Origin of the sequence: Pseudomonas bubulae, assembly GCF_037023725.1 — a bacterium.
Classification (GTDB): Bacteria; Pseudomonadota; Gammaproteobacteria; order Pseudomonadales; family Pseudomonadaceae; genus Aquipseudomonas; species Aquipseudomonas bubulae.
In genome coordinates this window covers 1290715-1307097 of record NZ_CP146077.1, presented here as the reverse complement: position 1 = coordinate 1307097, position 16383 = coordinate 1290715, and the positions used below count along the sequence as shown (strand labels likewise).

Genomic DNA, 16383 nt, shown 5'->3' with positions numbered 1-16383 from the left:
TTCTTGAGGTCTTGGCTGCGAACTGGCGCTTAGGCGCTCAGCTGATCAATTTGGGTATTCAGCTCCCGCAGTTGAGCGTTGAGCTCTACTTTGCGGTTGAACTGTATTTCTTTGTGCAAGCGAGCCTCCAGCTTGCGCTGCTCGGCTTGCAGGTTGCGCAGCCGTGTCAGTCGCTGCAGCTGCTCTGGCAGACCTTCACCGAGCCTCGCCGACTGAGGTAGCAAGCTGCGCAGCAGTTGTTCGTAAAGGCCATACAGATCCAGCGCCACCGGTAGTAGCTGACGCTCGGCATCAGCAGCTAACCAGACTCCGGAGAAGTAGCCATCGATGACCCACTTACTGGCATCGGCTTCGCTCGGGCGTTTAAAGGTCGCCACCATGCGGGTGCGCTGCTCATGGTGCAACTGAAAGATGATCGGCAGTGGGATAGCGCGGTCGATGGCGCGCAGTACTTCCTCATCCAGTTCGGCGGTTTTCAGTGCGATGTCGAAGATCTGAATTTCTACGACACTGCCCCGCGCCGGCAGGTTAATGGTTTCCGGGGCCAGCTTGTAAGCCCAGGTAATTTGCTCGACCTGGGCAACAAATTTATCGCGCAGCGTCGAACTGACAGAACCCTGCTCGTAGATTTTGTTCTTCGCCACCACGCGGCCAACCTTGGCCTGCGGCGGAAAACTAAATAGCGCTGGCGTAACTGCCGGAGTGACTGCGGCCTGGCTCATGCCACGCCCTGAATGACGATGAAAGTAATCAACTCGAAATCATCCAGCCCAGAGATGGTGTCGACCAGCGCGGTGGTCTTACCGCCGCTGAACAGACTGTCGATGTCTTTCTCTTCCTTCACATCGATCATCGAGCGAATCGCTTGGTCGAGTAGGTTGGAGTAGGCACGCATGTTACGCCCGTCCTGGGTGGACTGATTGAACCGCTGGTAGGCATCAATGATCGGCTGGTTATGGCCCTTACAGGCGCTGCGAGCCAGGTCCAACAGACGCTTGGCTTCTGTCTGATCACTGATGATCTGCCCTTCCAGACTGATATAGATCAGGTAGAAGGGATGCAGGCGGTTCTGTTGATTGAGGCTGGCGCCGTGCTTGCGATTGCGCAAGGTGAAGATTACGCCGGGCACCAAGCCAAGTTCCTGCCGTGCCGGCACCACGGCGTGCAAGCCATTGGGGATGCTGCCGAGGTCACCATTGGCCTTGATGTAGCTGAGCAAATCCATGCGGAAATCATTGAGGCCGAGGTCGGTGATGGAGACGCCGGTCTTGATGTCTTCCATCTCGATCACTTCATCCTGCAAACGTCGCAGTTGCTCTTTGCGGTAGGCCACGTCATTGGCCTGTGCGCTGAGCACGTTGTCGTCGCCAGTGGCGGTAACGTCAGCGATCATCATGCGGTTTTCAACCCGCTCTTTGAGGTTGATGTACTCGTCGAGGCTGATATCTGGCCAGTAGTTGACCAACTGGATGCTGGCGTTCTGCGAGCCAATACGATCCACCCGGCCGAAGCGCTGGATGATGCGCACCGGGTTCCAGTGAATGTCGTAGTTGATCAGGTAGTCGCAGTCCTGCAGGTTCTGGCCTTCGGAGATGCAGTCGGTGCCGATGAGGATGTCGATTTCACGCGGCTCGTCCGGGTAAATCAGCGCTTTTTCTTTCGAGCGCGGCGAGAACAGCGTCAGCAAACCTTGGAAGTCGTAAGTCTGGCGACTGCCCGGCATAGTGCCGAGGGTGGACTTGGGCGCATCGCTGCCGGTGACCTTGCCGGAATGCACATTGTGAGTGCTCAGCAGGTACTCAGCCAGGTTGTCGTAGAGGTAATTGGCGGTATCGGCGAAAGCGGTAAAAATCAGCACCTTGCGATTGCCAGGATTGATCGGCGATGCCAGCTTGCTGGTGATCTGGGTTTTCAGGTGCTGCAGTTTGGCGTCGTCGGCTGGTGTGACCTTGGCCATTTCAGCCAGCAACTCTTCAATGAAGATCAGGTCGCCTTGCAGGTCTTGCTCCCAGGACGGCACGTCCATGTCTTCCAAGCTGATCTGAATCTTCTTACCGATGGTAATGTCGCCGGGCAACGGTAAGTTGTCGTCGTCAAAATCGGCATCTTCAAAGGCAGCGGTAACGTCGGCGAAGTCACTGGCAAGGCCGGTTTTCTTGAAGGTGGCGATTTTATCCAGCGCGTTCCGATGCGTGTTTTGCAGATTTTTCAGGGTCAGGCGGAAAGACTCGACCGAGCTTTCCAGGCGCTTTAGCAGGTTGGTGGTCATCAGCGCTTGCAGGCTTCTCTCGCGGTCGACCTGTTTGAGCTTGCCTTTACCTCCCTCCACTTCGGTGTCGTACATCTCTTCGTACTTTTTCAACCGGCTGGGCAGGATGTAGCTAACCGGGGCGTACACGGCGAGCTTAAGCAGCGACAGCTGGTTGAAGATCTCGTTGAAGCCAATGACGTCACCACGCGGAGTCAACGGGCAATGAAACGACAGTGGCTTGCGGCGCTCAGGGAAGCTGCCGATGTCGGCGGTGTTGTAGAAAGTCTCGATATGCCGGCGAGAGCGGGCAATGGTGACGCTGTCGAGCAGCTCGAAGAAGTCGAAATCAAGGGTATTGAGAATCGCCGCTGCAGTGCGTTTCTCCGGTGGCAGACCGGTCCACACATTGAAGGCTGCCTGGGCGCGGCGGAAGATACCGTCGATGTCCTTTTCAGTGCGCAGCTTCTTGCTGAGGTTGTCGCTGTCCCCCTCGTAGGCCAAGGCCAACTGGTTGCGCAAGTCGCTGAAACGGTTGTTGACCGGGGTGGCTGAGAGCATCAGCACCTTGGTCTTCACGCCTTGACGAATGACCTGATTCATCAGCCGCTGGTAACGGGTCTCTTTGTCTTTATAGATATCGTTGTTACGGAAGTTGTGCGACTCATCGATCACCACCAGGTCGTAGTTACCCCAGTTGACGCGATCCAGCGGAATGCCCAACGACTCGCCACGGGTGCGGGTCAGGTCGGTGTGGCAAAGCACGTCGTAGTTAAAGCGATCCTTGGCAAAGATGTTGGTCTTGAGGTTGCGATTGTAGTTCAGCCAGTTGTCGGCCAGTTTCTTCGGGCAGAGCACCAGCACCGACTTGTTACGCAACTCGTAATACTTGATCACTGCCAGCGCAGTGAAGGTTTTACCCAGGCCAACACTGTCGGCAAGAATGCAGCCGCTATAGGTCTCCAGTTTGTTGATCAGGCCGGTGGCGGCGTCACGCTGGAAGTTGAACAGCTTCTGCCAGATCAGGCTGTCTTGATAGCCGGTACGGTCATTGGGCAGCACGTCCTCGTTAATGTCTTCCAGAAACTCGCGGAAGATGTTGTAGAGCATCAAGAAGTAAATGCGCTCAGGGGCATTCTCCTGATAAACCGAGGCGATGTGCTCGCACAGCCGTGAGGTCACGTCTTCCAGCTTGCTTGGGTCGCTCCAGATCTGATCAAACAGATTGAGAAAAGTCGCGGTAACGCTTGGCTCATCTATTTTGGTGACAAAGTTCGATACGGCGTTACCCTGCTGGTAACCCAGATCCACGGCCGTGAAGCCTTGCAAAGGCATGTAGACGCTGTCGCCAACTTTGTCTTGCACGCCCGCGAAGGGCTGCATAGGCGCCTGGCCTCGATTGGAGCGAAACTTGGCCTTGCGTTGAATCCAGTCAGCACATTCCCTGGCTATCGCCTTCTGGGTGAGCTGGTTCTTCAGCTGGATTTCAAACTCACTGCCGGTGGTGCTGCGCTCGCGCTCGGCCTTGGGAATATGAAACTCGCGCTGTTCCTTCTTGATCTTGTCGCTCACCTCGTTGGGCACAAAGGTCGGCGAGGTAAAGATGAACTCCAGGGAGTCGATGCTCTCCAGCTCCTTCTTCAACGCGACGTAGGCGTAGATCGAAAAGCACGAGGCGGCAATCTTCAGCTTCGAGCCCGGCTTGAGCGTACCTTTTAGGTTTTCACCAAGCAGGGTGTTGATGTTGTCGATCAGTTCCATTTGGAGGGATCCCTTTATGCGAGCTGAGGGGATTATCATGGAGCCAGGGATTAATATCACGTATTACTAGCCGGCAAATTGCCACGTATTCAAAATCACAGCCCAATGGGAGCTCGACTGCATGAGCGCAGACATTGACGACACCAGCCACGAGCTTGAACAGATAAGCGCACGCATTGGCGCAGTGGGGGGATAAATGGGGGGACAGAAATAGGAATCTCCACGCGCCCCAGCAAAATAAGGCCACAGCCAAACAATAACGCCGCCCACAAGCCGGCTTTTTAATGCCTGAAATAATCCTCGTTCACTCGACACTCCTCGATAGCGACGCCATCACCCGCCAGTTCGCGTTCGATCTGTTCGATGCTGGGCAAACTGGTCTGCAACTCTGCTGGCAGTGACTCTACCAACTGGTACTCGGCCACGCCGATGGGCCGGGTGTTATCGCGCAAGGCGTACTCGGCCACCACCTTGTTCTTGCTGGAGCACAGCAACAGGCCGATGGTGGGGCTGTCCTGGGGATCCTTAACCTGCCCATCCACGGCGGCCAGATAAAAACCCAACTGCCCAAGGTGCTCCGGTTTGAATTTACCGGCCTTGAGTTCAACCACTACATAGCAGCGCAGCTTGAGGTGGTAGAACAGCAGATCGATGAAAAACTCGTCACCTCCCACATTCAAAAGCACTTGTTTGCCGACGAAGGCAAAACCTGCGCCCAGCTCCAGCAAAAAGTCGGTGACATGCCTGACCAAAGCAGTTTCTATCTCTCGTTCATGCGCATCAGCGCCAAGGCCAAGAAAGTCGAAACGGTAAGGATCTTTCAACGATTCACGGGCCAAATCGGACTGGGGTTTGGGCAAGAAGTTTTCAAAATTGCTCACGGCCTTGCCACTGCGCTCCAGTAAACGACCCTCGATCTGCATGACCAGCGTATTTCGCGACCAGTTGTGTTCGATGGCCTTGGCCGCATACCAACGGCGGGTTTCGGGACCGGGGAGTTTGTCCAGCAGCACCAGATTGTGCCCCCAAGGCAATTGTGCAACAGCCTGCTGCACAATTGCCGTATCAGGCCATGCCTGGGCAAAGGCACGCATATATTTGAGGTTGCGTGGCGAGAAACCTTTCATGTGCGGGAAGGCTGCGCGCAGATCCAGCGCCAGACGCTCAATCACTTTCGTGCCCCAACCTTGCTGTGTCTGGCGGGTCAAAATGTCGTGACCGATTTGCCAGTACAGCAGTACCAGCTCGCGGTTCACCGCCAACGTGGCGCGCTGCTGGGCGCCATGAATGCGGCCTTTAAGATCGCTCAACCAGTCACTGTAGCCATCGGGCTGCGCACTCAAACCAACAGGAGTTTCACTCATGGCTTTTTCTCTCGTGACCACGCCAGCGTGCTCGAAACATCTGCAGTGCACAGATCCAATCGCTGGCAGGGCACACAACATAAGCCTTTAAATTCGGTCTTTTCGTACGACACTTCGCTTTCATTCTCGTGAAACTTCCGAGAAAAATCCCGTTCGCTTGCGCCTGCCAATTTCGGGAAATAGTCTCGGGCCATCGCTGCAAAATCAGCGGTCGGGTTTAGTCGCCCGATCTGTAATCCGGCGCAAGGCAACACCTCCGCAAGGTGCTTTTTACGGCCTGCGTTTTATGGTGGCCGTGCGCAGGGCGCCCTTGTGGCGCGCCGGGTTCCGGATGCACCGGTCGACTAACCTGCGTACGGCTGCCACCCACTCGTTTAGTAGCGACAAGTGAAAACCCCCTCACCTGGATACATGGGCGCCCTGTCGATTTGCCCCAAAACCCGCCGTCTGCTAGTGTCAGCCGGTTTTAACGCCTACCGAGAATGCCGCCATGGCCCGCAAAAAAGCTTCCCCGGATTTCGAACAGTCACTCGCTGACCTGCAAACACTGGTCGAGCGTCTGGAAAATGGCGAGCTGTCGCTGGAAGATTCCCTGACCGCCTTCGAACAAGGCATCCGCCTGACCCGTGATTGCCAGGGCGCACTGGCCCAGGCCGAGCAGAAAGTACAGATCCTGCTTGAGCGTGACGGTGAGCTGGCACAAGAGCCTTTTGATGCGGAACAGTCCGAATGATTGATGCTTACCAGATCAGCAGCCAGGCCCGTGTCAATGCGGCGCTTGAAAGCCTGTTTGTCGCTCCGGCTCCCGAGCTGGCCCGTCTTTATGAGGCCATGCGCTACAGCGTCATGAATGGCGGCAAACGGGTTCGCCCGCTGCTGGCCTATGCCGCCTGCGAAGCCCTCGGCAGTACACCTGAGCAAGCCAATGGCGCGGCCTGTGCCGTGGAATTGATCCACGCCTATTCGCTGGTGCACGACGACTTGCCCGCAATGGACGATGACGATCTGCGTCGCGGCCAGCCAACCACCCACAAAGCGTTCGACGAAGCCTGCGCCATTCTGGCGGGCGACGGCCTGCAAAGCCTGGCGTTCAGCGCTTTGCTCGACCCGCGCCTGAGCAACCTGAACGCCGACACCCGTTTGCGCATGGTCACGGCCCTGGCTTTTGCTGCAGGTCCGGCGGGCATGGTCGGCGGGCAAGCGATCGACCTCGGTTCGGTGGGGCTCAAGCTCGACCAGGCCGCGCTGGAATACATGCACCGGCACAAGACCGGCGCCCTGATCGAAGCCAGCGTGCAACTGGGCGCCCTGGCCAGCGGTCATGCAAACGAAGACAACCTGCACGCACTGAGCGTTTATGCACGGGCCATTGGCCTGGCGTTTCAGGTTCAGGACGACATTCTGGATGTTGAAAGCGATACCGCAACTCTGGGTAAACGCCAGGGGGCCGACATAGCACGGGACAAACCGACCTACCCCGCCCTGATGGGGCTGGAGCAGGCCAAAGGCTATGCGCTTGAGCTGCGCGACCAGGCGCTCAACGCCCTGCGACATTTTGATGCAGCCGCCGAACCGCTGCGTGAACTGGCACGTTATATCGTTGAGCGACGCCACTAAAGGGCGCTCCTCGGTAACGTTTTCTGACAGCTCTAATGCCAAGGTCTTACGAACGAATGCCAGACTGCGTGGGCAGCTTACGTTCCATAAGGTAAACTGCCGCCTCTTCTTATACCTATAACGATTCGCCTGATGCCAACGACGTTTCAAGAGATTCCCCGCAACCGTCCGACTACGCCCCTGCTTGACCGGGCAGGCACGCCTGCGGGCCTGCGCCGCCTGGCAGAAGCCGAGCTGGAAACCCTGGCCGATGAGTTGCGCCTGGAATTGCTCTATACCGTCGGCCAGACGGGCGGGCATTTCGGTGCCGGCCTGGGTGTCATTGAGCTGACCATCGCGTTGCACTACGTGTTCGACACCCCGGACGACCGGCTGGTGTGGGACGTGGGCCATCAGGCGTATCCGCATAAAATCCTCACGGGCCGTCGCGAGCAGATGGCAACGTTGCGTCAGAAAGACGGCATTGCCGCTTTCCCACGTCGTGCCGAGAGCGAGTACGACACCTTTGGTGTCGGCCACTCCAGCACCTCGATCAGCGCAGCGCTGGGCATGGCCATTGCCGCCCGCCTGCAAAAAAGCGAGCGCAAGGCGATTGCCGTGATCGGTGACGGCGCATTGACTGCGGGCATGGCGTTTGAGGCGTTGAACCACGCGCCCGAAGTCGACGCCAACATGCTGGTGATCCTCAACGACAACGACATGTCGATCTCGCGCAATGTTGGTGGTTTGTCCAACTACCTGGCCAAGATCCTGTCGAGCCGCACCTATGCAAGCATGCGCGAAGGCAGCAAAAAGGTGCTCTCGCGTCTGCCTGGTGCGTGGGAAATTGCGCGGCGCACAGAAGAATATGCCAAGGGCATGCTGGTACCCGGCACCCTGTTCGAAGAGTTGGGCTGGAACTATATCGGCCCGATCGATGGCCACGACCTGCCGACCTTGATCGCGACGCTGCGCAATATGCGCGACCTCAAAGGGCCGCAGTTTCTGCATATCGTCACCAAAAAAGGCAAGGGCTTCGCTCCGGCCGAAGCGGACCCGATCGGCTATCACGCCATCACCAAGCTCGAACCGCTCAATGCTCCGAAAGCTGCACCGAAGGCACCCAGCGGGCCCAAGTACTCCGCCGTGTTTGGCGAGTGGCTGTGCGACATGGCCGCTGCCGATGAGCGCCTGGTGGGCATCACCCCGGCCATGAAAGAAGGCTCGGATCTGATTGCGTTCAGCGAGCGGTATCCAAAGCGCTATTTCGACGTGGCGATTGCAGAGCAACATGCCGTGACCTTTGCTGCCGGCATGGCCTGCGAAGGCTCCAAGCCGGTAGTGGCAATTTACTCGACGTTCCTGCAGCGCGGTTACGACCAGCTGGTGCATGACGTCGCGGTGCAGAATCTTGACGTGCTGTTCGCCATCGACCGTGCCGGCCTGGTGGGCGAAGACGGCCCGACCCACGCAGGCAGCTTCGATCTGTCGTTCCTGCGCTGCATCCCGGGCATGCTTATCATGACCCCGAGCGATGAGAACGAACTGCGCAAAATGCTCACCACCGGCCACCTGTACAACGGCCCGGCGGCAGTGCGTTACCCTCGCGGCACAGGCCCGAACGCAGTGATCGAAAAAAACCTCGAGCCGCTGGAAATCGGCAAGGGCGTGATTCGTCGCCAGGGTTCGAAAGTCGCCATGCTGGTATTCGGCGTGCAACTGGCAGAAGCCCTGCAAGTGGCAGAAAAAATCGACGCCACCGTGGTCGACATGCGCTTCGTCAAGCCGATGGATGAAGAGCTGGTTCGCGAAATGGCTGCCAGCCATGAGCTGCTGGTGACCATCGAAGAGAACGCTGTCATGGGCGGCGCAGGCGCCGGCGTCAGCGAGTTCCTGGCCCGTGAAAACGTGCTCAAGTCTGTGCTGCACCTGGGCTTGCCGGATATTTACGTCGAACATGCCAAACCGAGCCAGATGCTGGCCGAATGCGGCCTGGATGCGGCAGGTATCGAAGCCTCGGTACGTCAGCGCATGGAACTCCTGGGGCTCTGAGCCACTTGGTCTGCGCGATTTCGTAGCAGCTGCCGCAGGCTGCGTTCGATTGCGAAGCGATCGTAAATCCGCCCCCCTCGGTGATACTGATACACCGCGAGGCATGGTTTACGGTGGCTACGCCACCGAACGCAGCCTCGTTCCTACGGCAGCTGCTACGGTCCGCCCAACACCCTGTTGAGACACCATGAAACGCCTTCGTCTTGCTCTGATCCTCGGTTTTATCCCCGCCTGCCCTTTGCTTGCAGAGCCGCTGGAGCGCGAAGATGCGCTCAAACTCCCGCAGATCCTGATCACCGGCAATCGCCAGGTCGAGGCTCGCTCGGACAGCACAAGCGCCAACAGCGTGTTCACCCGTGACGATATCGACCGCCTGCAACCCACCAGCCTGACCGACTTGCTCGGCCGGGTACCCGGTGTACAAGTGGCCCGCAGCGGTGGACGCGGCGGTTTGCCGGGGATTTACATTCGCGGCACCAAGTCGGCGCAAAGCCTGGTGCTGGTCGACGGCCAGCGCATGGCCAATGCCACTTCGGCCGACAGTAATCTGCAGTACCTCAATATCGATCAGATCGAGCGGGTTGAAGTGCTGCGCGGCTCGCGCTCGGTGATCTACGGCAGCGATGCGATTGGCGGTGTGATCCAGATTTTCACCCGACGCGGTGCCGATCAAGCCCCGCAGCTTCGCCTGCATAGTGCAGTGGGCAGTTATGGCAGCTCGCAAAACAGCCTGGGCATCTCCGGTGGCGACGGGCAAACGCGCTACAACCTCAGTGGCAGCCTGGAACAAACCGCCGGGATCAACCGCACCCACGAATCCTTCCCCAGCGACAGCGACCACGACGCCTATCGCAACAAGTCACTGAGCCTGAACCTGAGCCACTACCTGAACCAGGAGCTTGAAATTGGCCTGACGGCCATGAAAAACGTCGGCAAGACCGAACTCGACAATTCGTTCGGGCGCTGGGACCCGCAGACCCAGACTGTCAGTGGCCAACAGCTCTACAGCGATTTTGATATCAGCAGCGTCGGCAGTTTTATCGACGCGCAACTGAACGAACGCTGGAACTCGCGCCTGGAGCTGGGCCACAGCGAAAACCGTGAAAAAACCCGGGACAAACTCAGCGCCGAGATCTACAGCTTCAACACCTATCGCGACTCGCTGAACTGGCAGAACAACCTGACGCTGGACGATCAAAACAGCCTGATCCTCGGCGCCGACGCCTATCAAGACCGGGTACGCAGCAGCACCGTTTTCGAGGAAGACAGCCGCTGGAACCGCGCCGCGTTTGTTCAGCACCGCTTCCACGGCGAGTACTTCTCGACCGAGCTGGGCCTGCGTCACGACCAGAACCAGCAATTTGGCAGCCACAACACCTGGAGCGCCAGCCTGACGGTGCCGCTGAACGCCGACAACGACGTTATGCTGACTTACAGTGAAGGGTTTCGCGCACCGACGTTCAATGACTTGTACTACCCGCAGTTCGGCAATCCCGATCTCAAGCCGGAATACTCAAAAAGCTACGAGCTGCAATGGCGCAGTCAGCTAAGTGAGACCAGTCGCCTGGAAACCTCGCTGTATCGCACCGATATTCGCGACGCGATTGTGGCCGATGCCGACTTTATTCAGCAGAACATCGGCGCAGCACGGATCACCGGTTTCGAAAGCGCGTTGCAGCAAGAATGGTTCGGCTGGCAGAGCAGCCTGGGTATCGCGATTATTGACCCGCGCGATCGTGATACCGGCCATACCCTGAGCCGCCGCGCACGCCGTACCTTGAGCCTGGATCTGGATCGGCAATTTGACAAGGTAGGTGTCGGCGCCAGCTGGCAAGCGGTGAGCAGCAGCTTCAATGATGAAGACAACAAGCAGCCCGTTGGCGGTTATGGCTTGCTGGGATTACGCGGCAACTGGCAGGCCAGCTCAGAAGTGCGGCTCGACCTGAAGGTCGATAACCTGCTGGACAAAAGCTTCACCCGCGCGCTGTACAGCTATGACGGCAACTACTATGGCTACCGCGAAGAACGGCGCTCGCTGCAGCTGGCAATTACCTGGACGCCGACGTTCTAAACCTGTGGGCGCGGGATGGCTCGCGATAGCATCACCGCGACTTACCTGACACTGCGCATCACCTGCATCGCGAGCAAGCCCGCTCCCACAGATAATTTTTATCTCTGTAATTGCTCACACAATCTGGCCGTCGCTTCCAGCATCTGCCCGCTCGGACGCTCCAGGCCCTTGTCGGCCAATAGCAGCAAACGCCCATGCTTGACCGCATCGATCTGCGGCCAGGCTTTCCAGGCATCCAGCTGCGCCTGGGTGCCGGCGATAATCACCTCAGGATTACGCTGTAACACAGACTCTATACCAACCTGCGGCGCCGGCAGTTTGAGGTCGTCAAACATATTGCTTGCCCCGCACACTGCCAGCGCATCACTGATGATTTGCCCGCCGCCGATGGTGTACAGCGGCTGATCCCACACCTGATAAAACACCCGCACAGGCACGTCAGTCCGGTACTGTTCACGCAGTTGTGCCAGACGTTGGCGCAGTTGCGTTGCCTGCTCCCTTCCACGCTGCGGGCGACCCAGGGCGATGGCCAGGGCTTCAACCTGATCGGCCAGTTGATCGAGGCTTGCCGGTTCGGCGGTGAAGGTGGGGATATTCAGGTTACGCAATTGCTCGCGCTGGGCAACACCCACACTGCCTGGCCAAAGCAAAAGCAGGTCGGGTTGCAGGCTGAGCAGACGCTCCATGTCCAGTTGCCCGTAGCGGCCCACAGAAGGCACGCCGGCAAGCTCAGGTAACGGCTCCCCTGCTTCCAGACGCCCTACCAGCAAATCGGCGGCGCCGAGTTCGACAACCATTTCAGAAAGGGACGGTGACAGGCTCACCACGCGGCTGACAGCCTGGGCAGAAAAGCTGACAGTCAGCAACAGAGCTGCCAGCCAGACGCGCATCAGCCTACCTGGCGGGGGACGCGATAGAGGTAAAACAGCACCAGCGTTGACAGTACCAGCAGCAATAGCGGTACGCCTTCAAGCCCGACAAACACCGCCAGCGTGGCAATCCAGGTGGGCAGCCCCGCCGCTAGCAGGGACCGCTGACGTGCACGCGCCAGCTCATCCCAGGCTGCAGGTTCCTGTGGGGTGTCGAGGGCTTTCTGCAGATTGATCAGGCCATGTTTGTAAGGCCCGAACGTGCGCAGGGTGACGAACATCGAAGCCACGCCCGCAATAAATAACGGCATTGCCAGCTCAGGCAGCAACGGCTCGGCGCTGCCGAAAAACCAGCAGACCAGCACCAGAGGCAGCAGGGTCAGCAGCAGCTGTTGCCACCAACTGAAACTCAGGCGCCGAAGACGCTGGCCACGGGTCATGCCGGGTCAGCCTCGCTCTGATGCTGGTTACCCATCATGTGCCCTAGCTTGTTGGCTTTGGTCGCCAGGTACAGCTTGTTGTGCGGGTTGTGCCCGGTGTGCAGCGGCACACGCTCGGCCACGGTGATGCCCATGTCAGTCAGGGCTTTGACCTTGCGCGGATTGTTGGTCATCAGGCGCAGCGAATGCACGCCTACGTGCTCCAGCATCGGCAGGCAAATGGCGTAATCGCGCTGGTCGGCGGCAAAGCCGAGGCGCTCGTTGGCTTCAACGGTATCGGCGCCGCCATCTTGCAACTCGTAGGCACGGATTTTGTTGAGCAAACCGATGCCACGGCCTTCCTGACGCAGGTACAGCAATACGCCACGACCTTCGCGGGCAATGGCTTGCAAGGCGGCTTCAAGCTGCGAGCCGCAGTCGCAGCGCTGGCTGAACAGGGCGTCACCGGTCAGGCATTCGGAATGCACACGCCCCAGAACCGGCGCACCGTCTGTAACGTCGCCCAAACTGAGCACAACGTGTTCACGACCCGTGGCCTTCTCAAGGAAGCCATGCATAGTGAACTCGGCAAAGGGGGTGGGTAATTTGCAAGCGGCAACGAAAACGACAGGCACCGTGTGCTCCTGATCAGTTTGAGTACTGGAAATTCGCAGAGGCGACATTGTAACAGGAGGTTCCTACAGACGCTTAGGCTGAATTACCGAGGATAAATATCTAAAAGTTTGATGACTTACGCTACACAGGCCCCGTGGGAGCGGGCTTGCTCGCGAAACAGGCGATGCGGTGTATCAGGCTGAACGTGGCGCTGCCATCGCGAGCAAGCCCGCTCCCACAGGGTCACGCACGAAAATGCTGATAGCCGTGGACTGCCGGAGTAATGTCCAGGCCTTCGTCATCCAGCAGCGTGACGCCCTGCCCTTCAACCACGCGACCAATCACATGGATAGGCCAGCCATCGGCCAGCAGGGTCGGCACCTCAACCTCAGGCAAGGTAAACGCCAGTACATAGTCATCCCCGCCGCTCAACGCTGCCTGTTGCGCTCCCGCCTCGCCCAGGAACTCTTCCAGCGCCAGCGAGACCGGCACCCGGTCGAGTTCAATCGCCAGCCCCACCTTCGACGCCGCCGCGATATGCCCGCAATCGGCCAGCAGGCCATCGGAAATATCCAGCGCCGAGGTGGCTTTACCACGCAGGGCCTGGCCCAGCGCCAACTGCGGTTGTGGCGACCAGTAATGGGCCAGCAACGGTTCGCCTATCATCGATGCCGCGGTGCGCTGCCCCAGCACCAACGGCAACGCCCCGGCCGCATTGCCCAGCTCGCCACCCACACACAGCAGGTCACCGGGGCGCGCGCCGCTGCGGGTCAGGGCATGGCCCGTGGGCACTCGCCCGAAAACTGTAAGGGTCAGACACAATGGCCCGCGCGTGGTGTCGCCACCGATAAGGCGCAGGCCACAGGTCTGGGCCATCAGGTTCAAACCACGGGCATAGGTTTGCAGCCACTCGGCGTCAAACGTCGGCAGGGTCAGGGCAAGGGTAAATGCGACAGGAGTTGCGCCCATGGCCGCCAAATCACTGGCCGCCACTGCCAGCGAACGCTGACCGAGCAGGAAAGGGTCGCAGGGATCTGCGAAGTGCACCCCGGCTACCAGGGTGTCGGTGGAAATCGCCAGCTGTTCCCCGAAGGGAACATCCAGCAGGGCGCAGTCGTCGCCAATACCCAGGGCAACACCCTCGCCGCCCTGCGCACAGGGCGCGGCAGCGAAGAAGTTGCGGATCAGCTCAAACTCGCCCATGGCCGACAGCGCGGTTTAGCGCTTGTAAGCCTTTACTTCAGCTTCACGCAGGCGTGGCGCCAGTTTGTCGAGCACACCGTTGACGAACTTGTGGCCGTCGGTGGAGCCGAACACTTTCGCCAGCTCGATGCCTTCGTTGATCACAACGCGGTAAGGCACGTCAACACGCTTGATCAGCTCCCAGGTGGACAGGCGCAGAACAGACAGCTCAACCGGATCGAGTTCTTCGATGGTGATGTCCAGGCACGGAACCAGGGCAGCATCGATCTCGCCTTTGTGCGCAGGCACGCCGTGCAGGATTTCACGGAAGTAGGCAGCATCAACGTCGGAGAAGTCGTTATCGACGCGGAATTGCGCTTCGATTTCGTTCAGCGACTGCTTGGCCATGTGCCATTGGTACAGGGCCTGAGTTGCGAGTTGACGCGCTTCACGGCGCTTGGCGCTCTTGGAAGGCTTGCCAGCGTCCGCAGGTTTCGGGTCGCGCGGGTTGAAACGATCGCTTTCGTCGGAAATCACTTGGCCTCCAACTGTGCCAACAGGCTAACCATTTCAAGGGCGGACAAGGCAGCTTCTGCGCCTTTGTTGCCAGCTTTGGTGCCCGAGCGCTCGATGGCTTGTTCAATCGAGTCAACGGTCAGCACGCCGAAGGCAACCGGTACGCCGAACTGCATGGACACTTGGGACAAGCCCTTGGTGCACTCGCCAGCAACGTATTCGAAATGCGGAGTACCGCCACGAATCACGGCGCCCAGGGCGATGATTGCGGCGAATTCGTTGCGCTGGGCAACTTTTTGCGCGACCAGCGGGATTTCAAACGCGCCAGGTGCGCGGATGATGGTGATGTCGCTTTCGTTCACACCGTGGCGAACCAGGGCATCAACGGCACCACTCACCAGGCTTTCGACGACGAAGCTGTTGAAACGGCCAACTACGAGTGCGTAGCGACCTTTGGGGGCGATGAAGGTACCTTCGATGGTCTTCAGGGTCATTCGGTATGTCTCGTATTAAAGAGCCAGAGCGCATTTGCATGCGCTCTTTAGGATATTGGGCCACGAATTCGGACTGGACACGACCGGTCTTTATTCGGAGGGCACGTATTCTACAACTTCCAGATCGAAACCGGATATGGCATTGAACTTCATTGGTGAACTCATCAGGCGCATTTTGCGTACACCGAGGTCACGCAGGATCTGCGAACCGGCACCGACGATGCTGTAGGTGGTCGGTTTTTTCACCGGCGCGTGGTCTGCCGTTTCGCGGATATTGGCCAGCAATACATCGCCATCCAGGGGGTGACCGAGCAACAGCACCACACCGCTGCCGGCCTCAGCCACCGCGCTCATGGCGGCGCGCAGGCTCCAGCGGCCGGGCTGCTTGACCATCAGCAGGTCGCGCAGCGGGTCCATGTTATGCACGCGCACCAGGGTCGGTTCTTCGGCGCAGATCTTGCCCAGGGTCAGTGCCATATGCACATCGCCTTCGACTGAATCACGATAGGTCACCAAATTGAATTGGCCCAGTTCGCTGTCCAGTGGCTGCTCGGCAATCCGCTGAACGGTACGTTCGTGAATCATGCGGTAGTGGATCAGGTCGGCAATGGTGCCGATCTTGATGCCGTGCTCGGCCGCGAAAGCTTCCAGTTCAGGGCGACGGGCCATGGTGCCATCGTCGTTCATCACTTCGCAGATCACTCCGCTTGGCTCGAACCCGGCCATGCGCGCCAGATCACAGGCGGCTTCAGTGTGGCCGGCGCGGGCCAGGGTGCCACCGGCTTGAGCCATCAACGGGAAGATATGGCCCGGGCTGACGATGTCTTCGGCTTTGGCGTCCTTGGCGGCCGCCGCTTGCACGGTGCGCGCGCGGTCAGCGGCAGAGATGCCGGTAGTGACGCCGGTGGCCGCTTCGATCGAGACCGTGAACTTGGTGCCAAAACCGGAACCGTTGCGCGGTGCCATCAACGGCAGCTTGAGCAGTTCGCAACGCTCGCGGCTCATCGGCATGCAGATCAGGCCACGGGCAAAGCGCGCCATGAAGTTGATGTGCTCGGCCTGACAACACTCGGCGGCCATGATCAGGTCGCCTTCGTTCTCGCGGTCTTCGTCATCCATAAGGATGACCATCTTGCCTTGGCGGATATCTTCAACCAGTTCTTCGATGCTGTTGAGCGCCACGCGGCACCCCCTTA

Annotated in this window: 14 protein-coding genes; 4 read left to right on the top strand and 10 right to left on the bottom strand. The window is 58.9% G+C overall.

Features of this window, described 5'->3' with window-relative positions; translation table 11 throughout:
• Positions 1-29: 29 nt before the first annotated feature.
• The 3 genes from V6L81_RS06100 to V6L81_RS06090 all read right to left on the bottom strand — a co-directional run bounded on the left by V6L81_RS06100 (position 30) and on the right by V6L81_RS06090 (position 5373).
• Positions 30-722, bottom strand: a complete 693-nt coding sequence (locus V6L81_RS06100; RefSeq protein WP_338660547.1) for a DUF4391 domain-containing protein — start codon at positions 720-722, stop codon at positions 30-32.
• Positions 719-4009, bottom strand: coding sequence for a helicase-related protein (locus V6L81_RS06095; RefSeq protein WP_338660546.1), 3291 nt, complete (start codon positions 4007-4009; stop codon positions 719-721). Before V6L81_RS06095 ends, V6L81_RS06100 begins: the two co-directional genes overlap by 4 nt.
• Positions 4010-4290: 281 nt before the next feature.
• A complete protein-coding gene (locus tag V6L81_RS06090) occupies positions 4291-5373 on the bottom strand; it encodes a PDDEXK nuclease domain-containing protein (protein ID WP_338660545.1) in 1083 nt (360 codons plus the stop codon).
• Between the two features lie 490 nt (positions 5374-5863).
• Here V6L81_RS06090 and V6L81_RS06085 point away from each other — a divergent pair, with 490 nt between their 5' ends.
• The 4 genes from V6L81_RS06085 to V6L81_RS06070 all read left to right on the top strand — a co-directional run bounded on the left by V6L81_RS06085 (position 5864) and on the right by V6L81_RS06070 (position 11092).
• Positions 5864-6106: an exodeoxyribonuclease VII small subunit gene (locus V6L81_RS06085; RefSeq protein ID WP_019824297.1), complete on the top strand. Its 243-nt coding sequence runs from the start codon at positions 5864-5866 to the stop codon at positions 6104-6106.
• The gene (gene ispA / locus V6L81_RS06080; protein ID WP_095023465.1) at positions 6103-6990 is read left to right on the top strand and encodes a (2E,6E)-farnesyl diphosphate synthase; all 888 of its coding nucleotides are present in this window, start codon (positions 6103-6105) and stop codon (positions 6988-6990) included. Before V6L81_RS06085 ends, ispA begins: the two co-directional genes overlap by 4 nt.
• A 132-nt stretch (positions 6991-7122) precedes the next feature.
• Positions 7123-9021 (top strand): 1-deoxy-D-xylulose-5-phosphate synthase, encoded by a 1899-nt coding sequence (dxs, locus tag V6L81_RS06075; RefSeq protein WP_094999460.1) that lies wholly within the window; start codon positions 7123-7125, stop codon positions 9019-9021.
• A 187-nt stretch (positions 9022-9208) separates the two neighbouring features.
• Positions 9209-11092 (top strand): TonB-dependent receptor domain-containing protein, encoded by a 1884-nt coding sequence (locus tag V6L81_RS06070; protein ID WP_095019062.1) that lies wholly within the window; start codon positions 9209-9211, stop codon positions 11090-11092.
• A 98-nt stretch (positions 11093-11190) separates the two neighbouring features.
• Here V6L81_RS06070 and V6L81_RS06065 read toward each other — a convergent pair whose 3' ends face one another.
• The 7 genes from V6L81_RS06065 to ribBA all read right to left on the bottom strand — a co-directional run bounded on the left by V6L81_RS06065 (position 11191) and on the right by ribBA (position 16369).
• Positions 11191-11982 carry a cobalamin-binding protein gene (locus V6L81_RS06065; protein WP_095031790.1) on the bottom strand — a complete coding sequence of 264 codons (792 nt, stop codon included), beginning with the start codon at positions 11980-11982 and terminating at the stop codon, positions 11191-11193.
• Positions 11982-12401, bottom strand: a complete 420-nt coding sequence (locus V6L81_RS06060) for an MFS transporter (RefSeq protein ID WP_338660544.1) — start codon at positions 12399-12401, stop codon at positions 11982-11984. The genes V6L81_RS06065 and V6L81_RS06060 overlap by 1 nt, the downstream gene beginning before the upstream one ends.
• On the bottom strand, positions 12398-13015 hold the full coding sequence (ribA, locus tag V6L81_RS06055; RefSeq protein ID WP_165446501.1) for a GTP cyclohydrolase II: 618 nt from the start codon (positions 13013-13015) through the stop codon (positions 12398-12400). The genes V6L81_RS06060 and ribA overlap by 4 nt, the downstream gene beginning before the upstream one ends.
• Before the next feature lie 223 nt (positions 13016-13238).
• Complete coding sequence (gene thiL, locus V6L81_RS06050; protein ID WP_095019064.1) at positions 13239-14198, bottom strand: thiamine-phosphate kinase; 960 nt, start codon at positions 14196-14198, stop codon at positions 13239-13241.
• 15 nt (positions 14199-14213) lie between these two features.
• Positions 14214-14714, bottom strand: a complete 501-nt coding sequence (nusB, locus tag V6L81_RS06045) for a transcription antitermination factor NusB (protein ID WP_095019065.1) — start codon at positions 14712-14714, stop codon at positions 14214-14216.
• Entirely contained in the window at positions 14711-15187 is a 477-nt protein-coding gene (gene ribE, locus V6L81_RS06040; RefSeq protein ID WP_003444275.1) for a 6,7-dimethyl-8-ribityllumazine synthase, read from the bottom strand. Before ribE ends, nusB begins: the two co-directional genes overlap by 4 nt.
• A gap of 90 nt (positions 15188-15277) precedes the next feature.
• Positions 15278-16369 carry a bifunctional 3,4-dihydroxy-2-butanone-4-phosphate synthase/GTP cyclohydrolase II gene (gene ribBA, locus V6L81_RS06035; RefSeq protein WP_094999467.1) on the bottom strand — a complete coding sequence of 364 codons (1092 nt, stop codon included), beginning with the start codon at positions 16367-16369 and terminating at the stop codon, positions 15278-15280.
• Between the last annotated feature and the right edge of the window lie 14 nt (positions 16370-16383).

Bases quoted from the DNA above. Each gene is read 5' to 3' on its own strand.
- V6L81_RS06100 (WP_338660547.1), bottom strand. From the start codon at position 722: ATGAGCCAGGCCGCAGTCACTCCGGCAGTTACGCCAGCGCTATTTAGT.
- V6L81_RS06095 (WP_338660546.1), bottom strand. From the start codon at position 4,009: ATGGAACTGATCGACAACATCAACACCCTGCTTGGTGAAAACCTAAAA.
- V6L81_RS06090 (WP_338660545.1), bottom strand. From the start codon at position 5,373: ATGAGTGAAACTCCTGTTGGTTTGAGTGCGCAGCCCGATGGCTACAGT.
- V6L81_RS06085 (WP_019824297.1), top strand. From the start codon at position 5,864: ATGGCCCGCAAAAAAGCTTCCCCGGATTTCGAACAGTCACTCGCTGAC.
- ispA (WP_095023465.1), top strand. From the start codon at position 6,103: ATGATTGATGCTTACCAGATCAGCAGCCAGGCCCGTGTCAATGCGGCG.
- dxs (WP_094999460.1), top strand. From the start codon at position 7,123: ATGCCAACGACGTTTCAAGAGATTCCCCGCAACCGTCCGACTACGCCC.
- V6L81_RS06070 (WP_095019062.1), top strand. From the start codon at position 9,209: ATGAAACGCCTTCGTCTTGCTCTGATCCTCGGTTTTATCCCCGCCTGC.
- V6L81_RS06065 (WP_095031790.1), bottom strand. From the start codon at position 11,982: ATGCGCGTCTGGCTGGCAGCTCTGTTGCTGACTGTCAGCTTTTCTGCC.
- V6L81_RS06060 (WP_338660544.1), bottom strand. From the start codon at position 12,401: ATGACCCGTGGCCAGCGTCTTCGGCGCCTGAGTTTCAGTTGGTGGCAA.
- thiL (WP_095019064.1), bottom strand. From the start codon at position 14,198: ATGGGCGAGTTTGAGCTGATCCGCAACTTCTTCGCTGCCGCGCCCTGT.
- ribE (WP_003444275.1), bottom strand. From the start codon at position 15,187: ATGACCCTGAAGACCATCGAAGGTACCTTCATCGCCCCCAAAGGTCGC.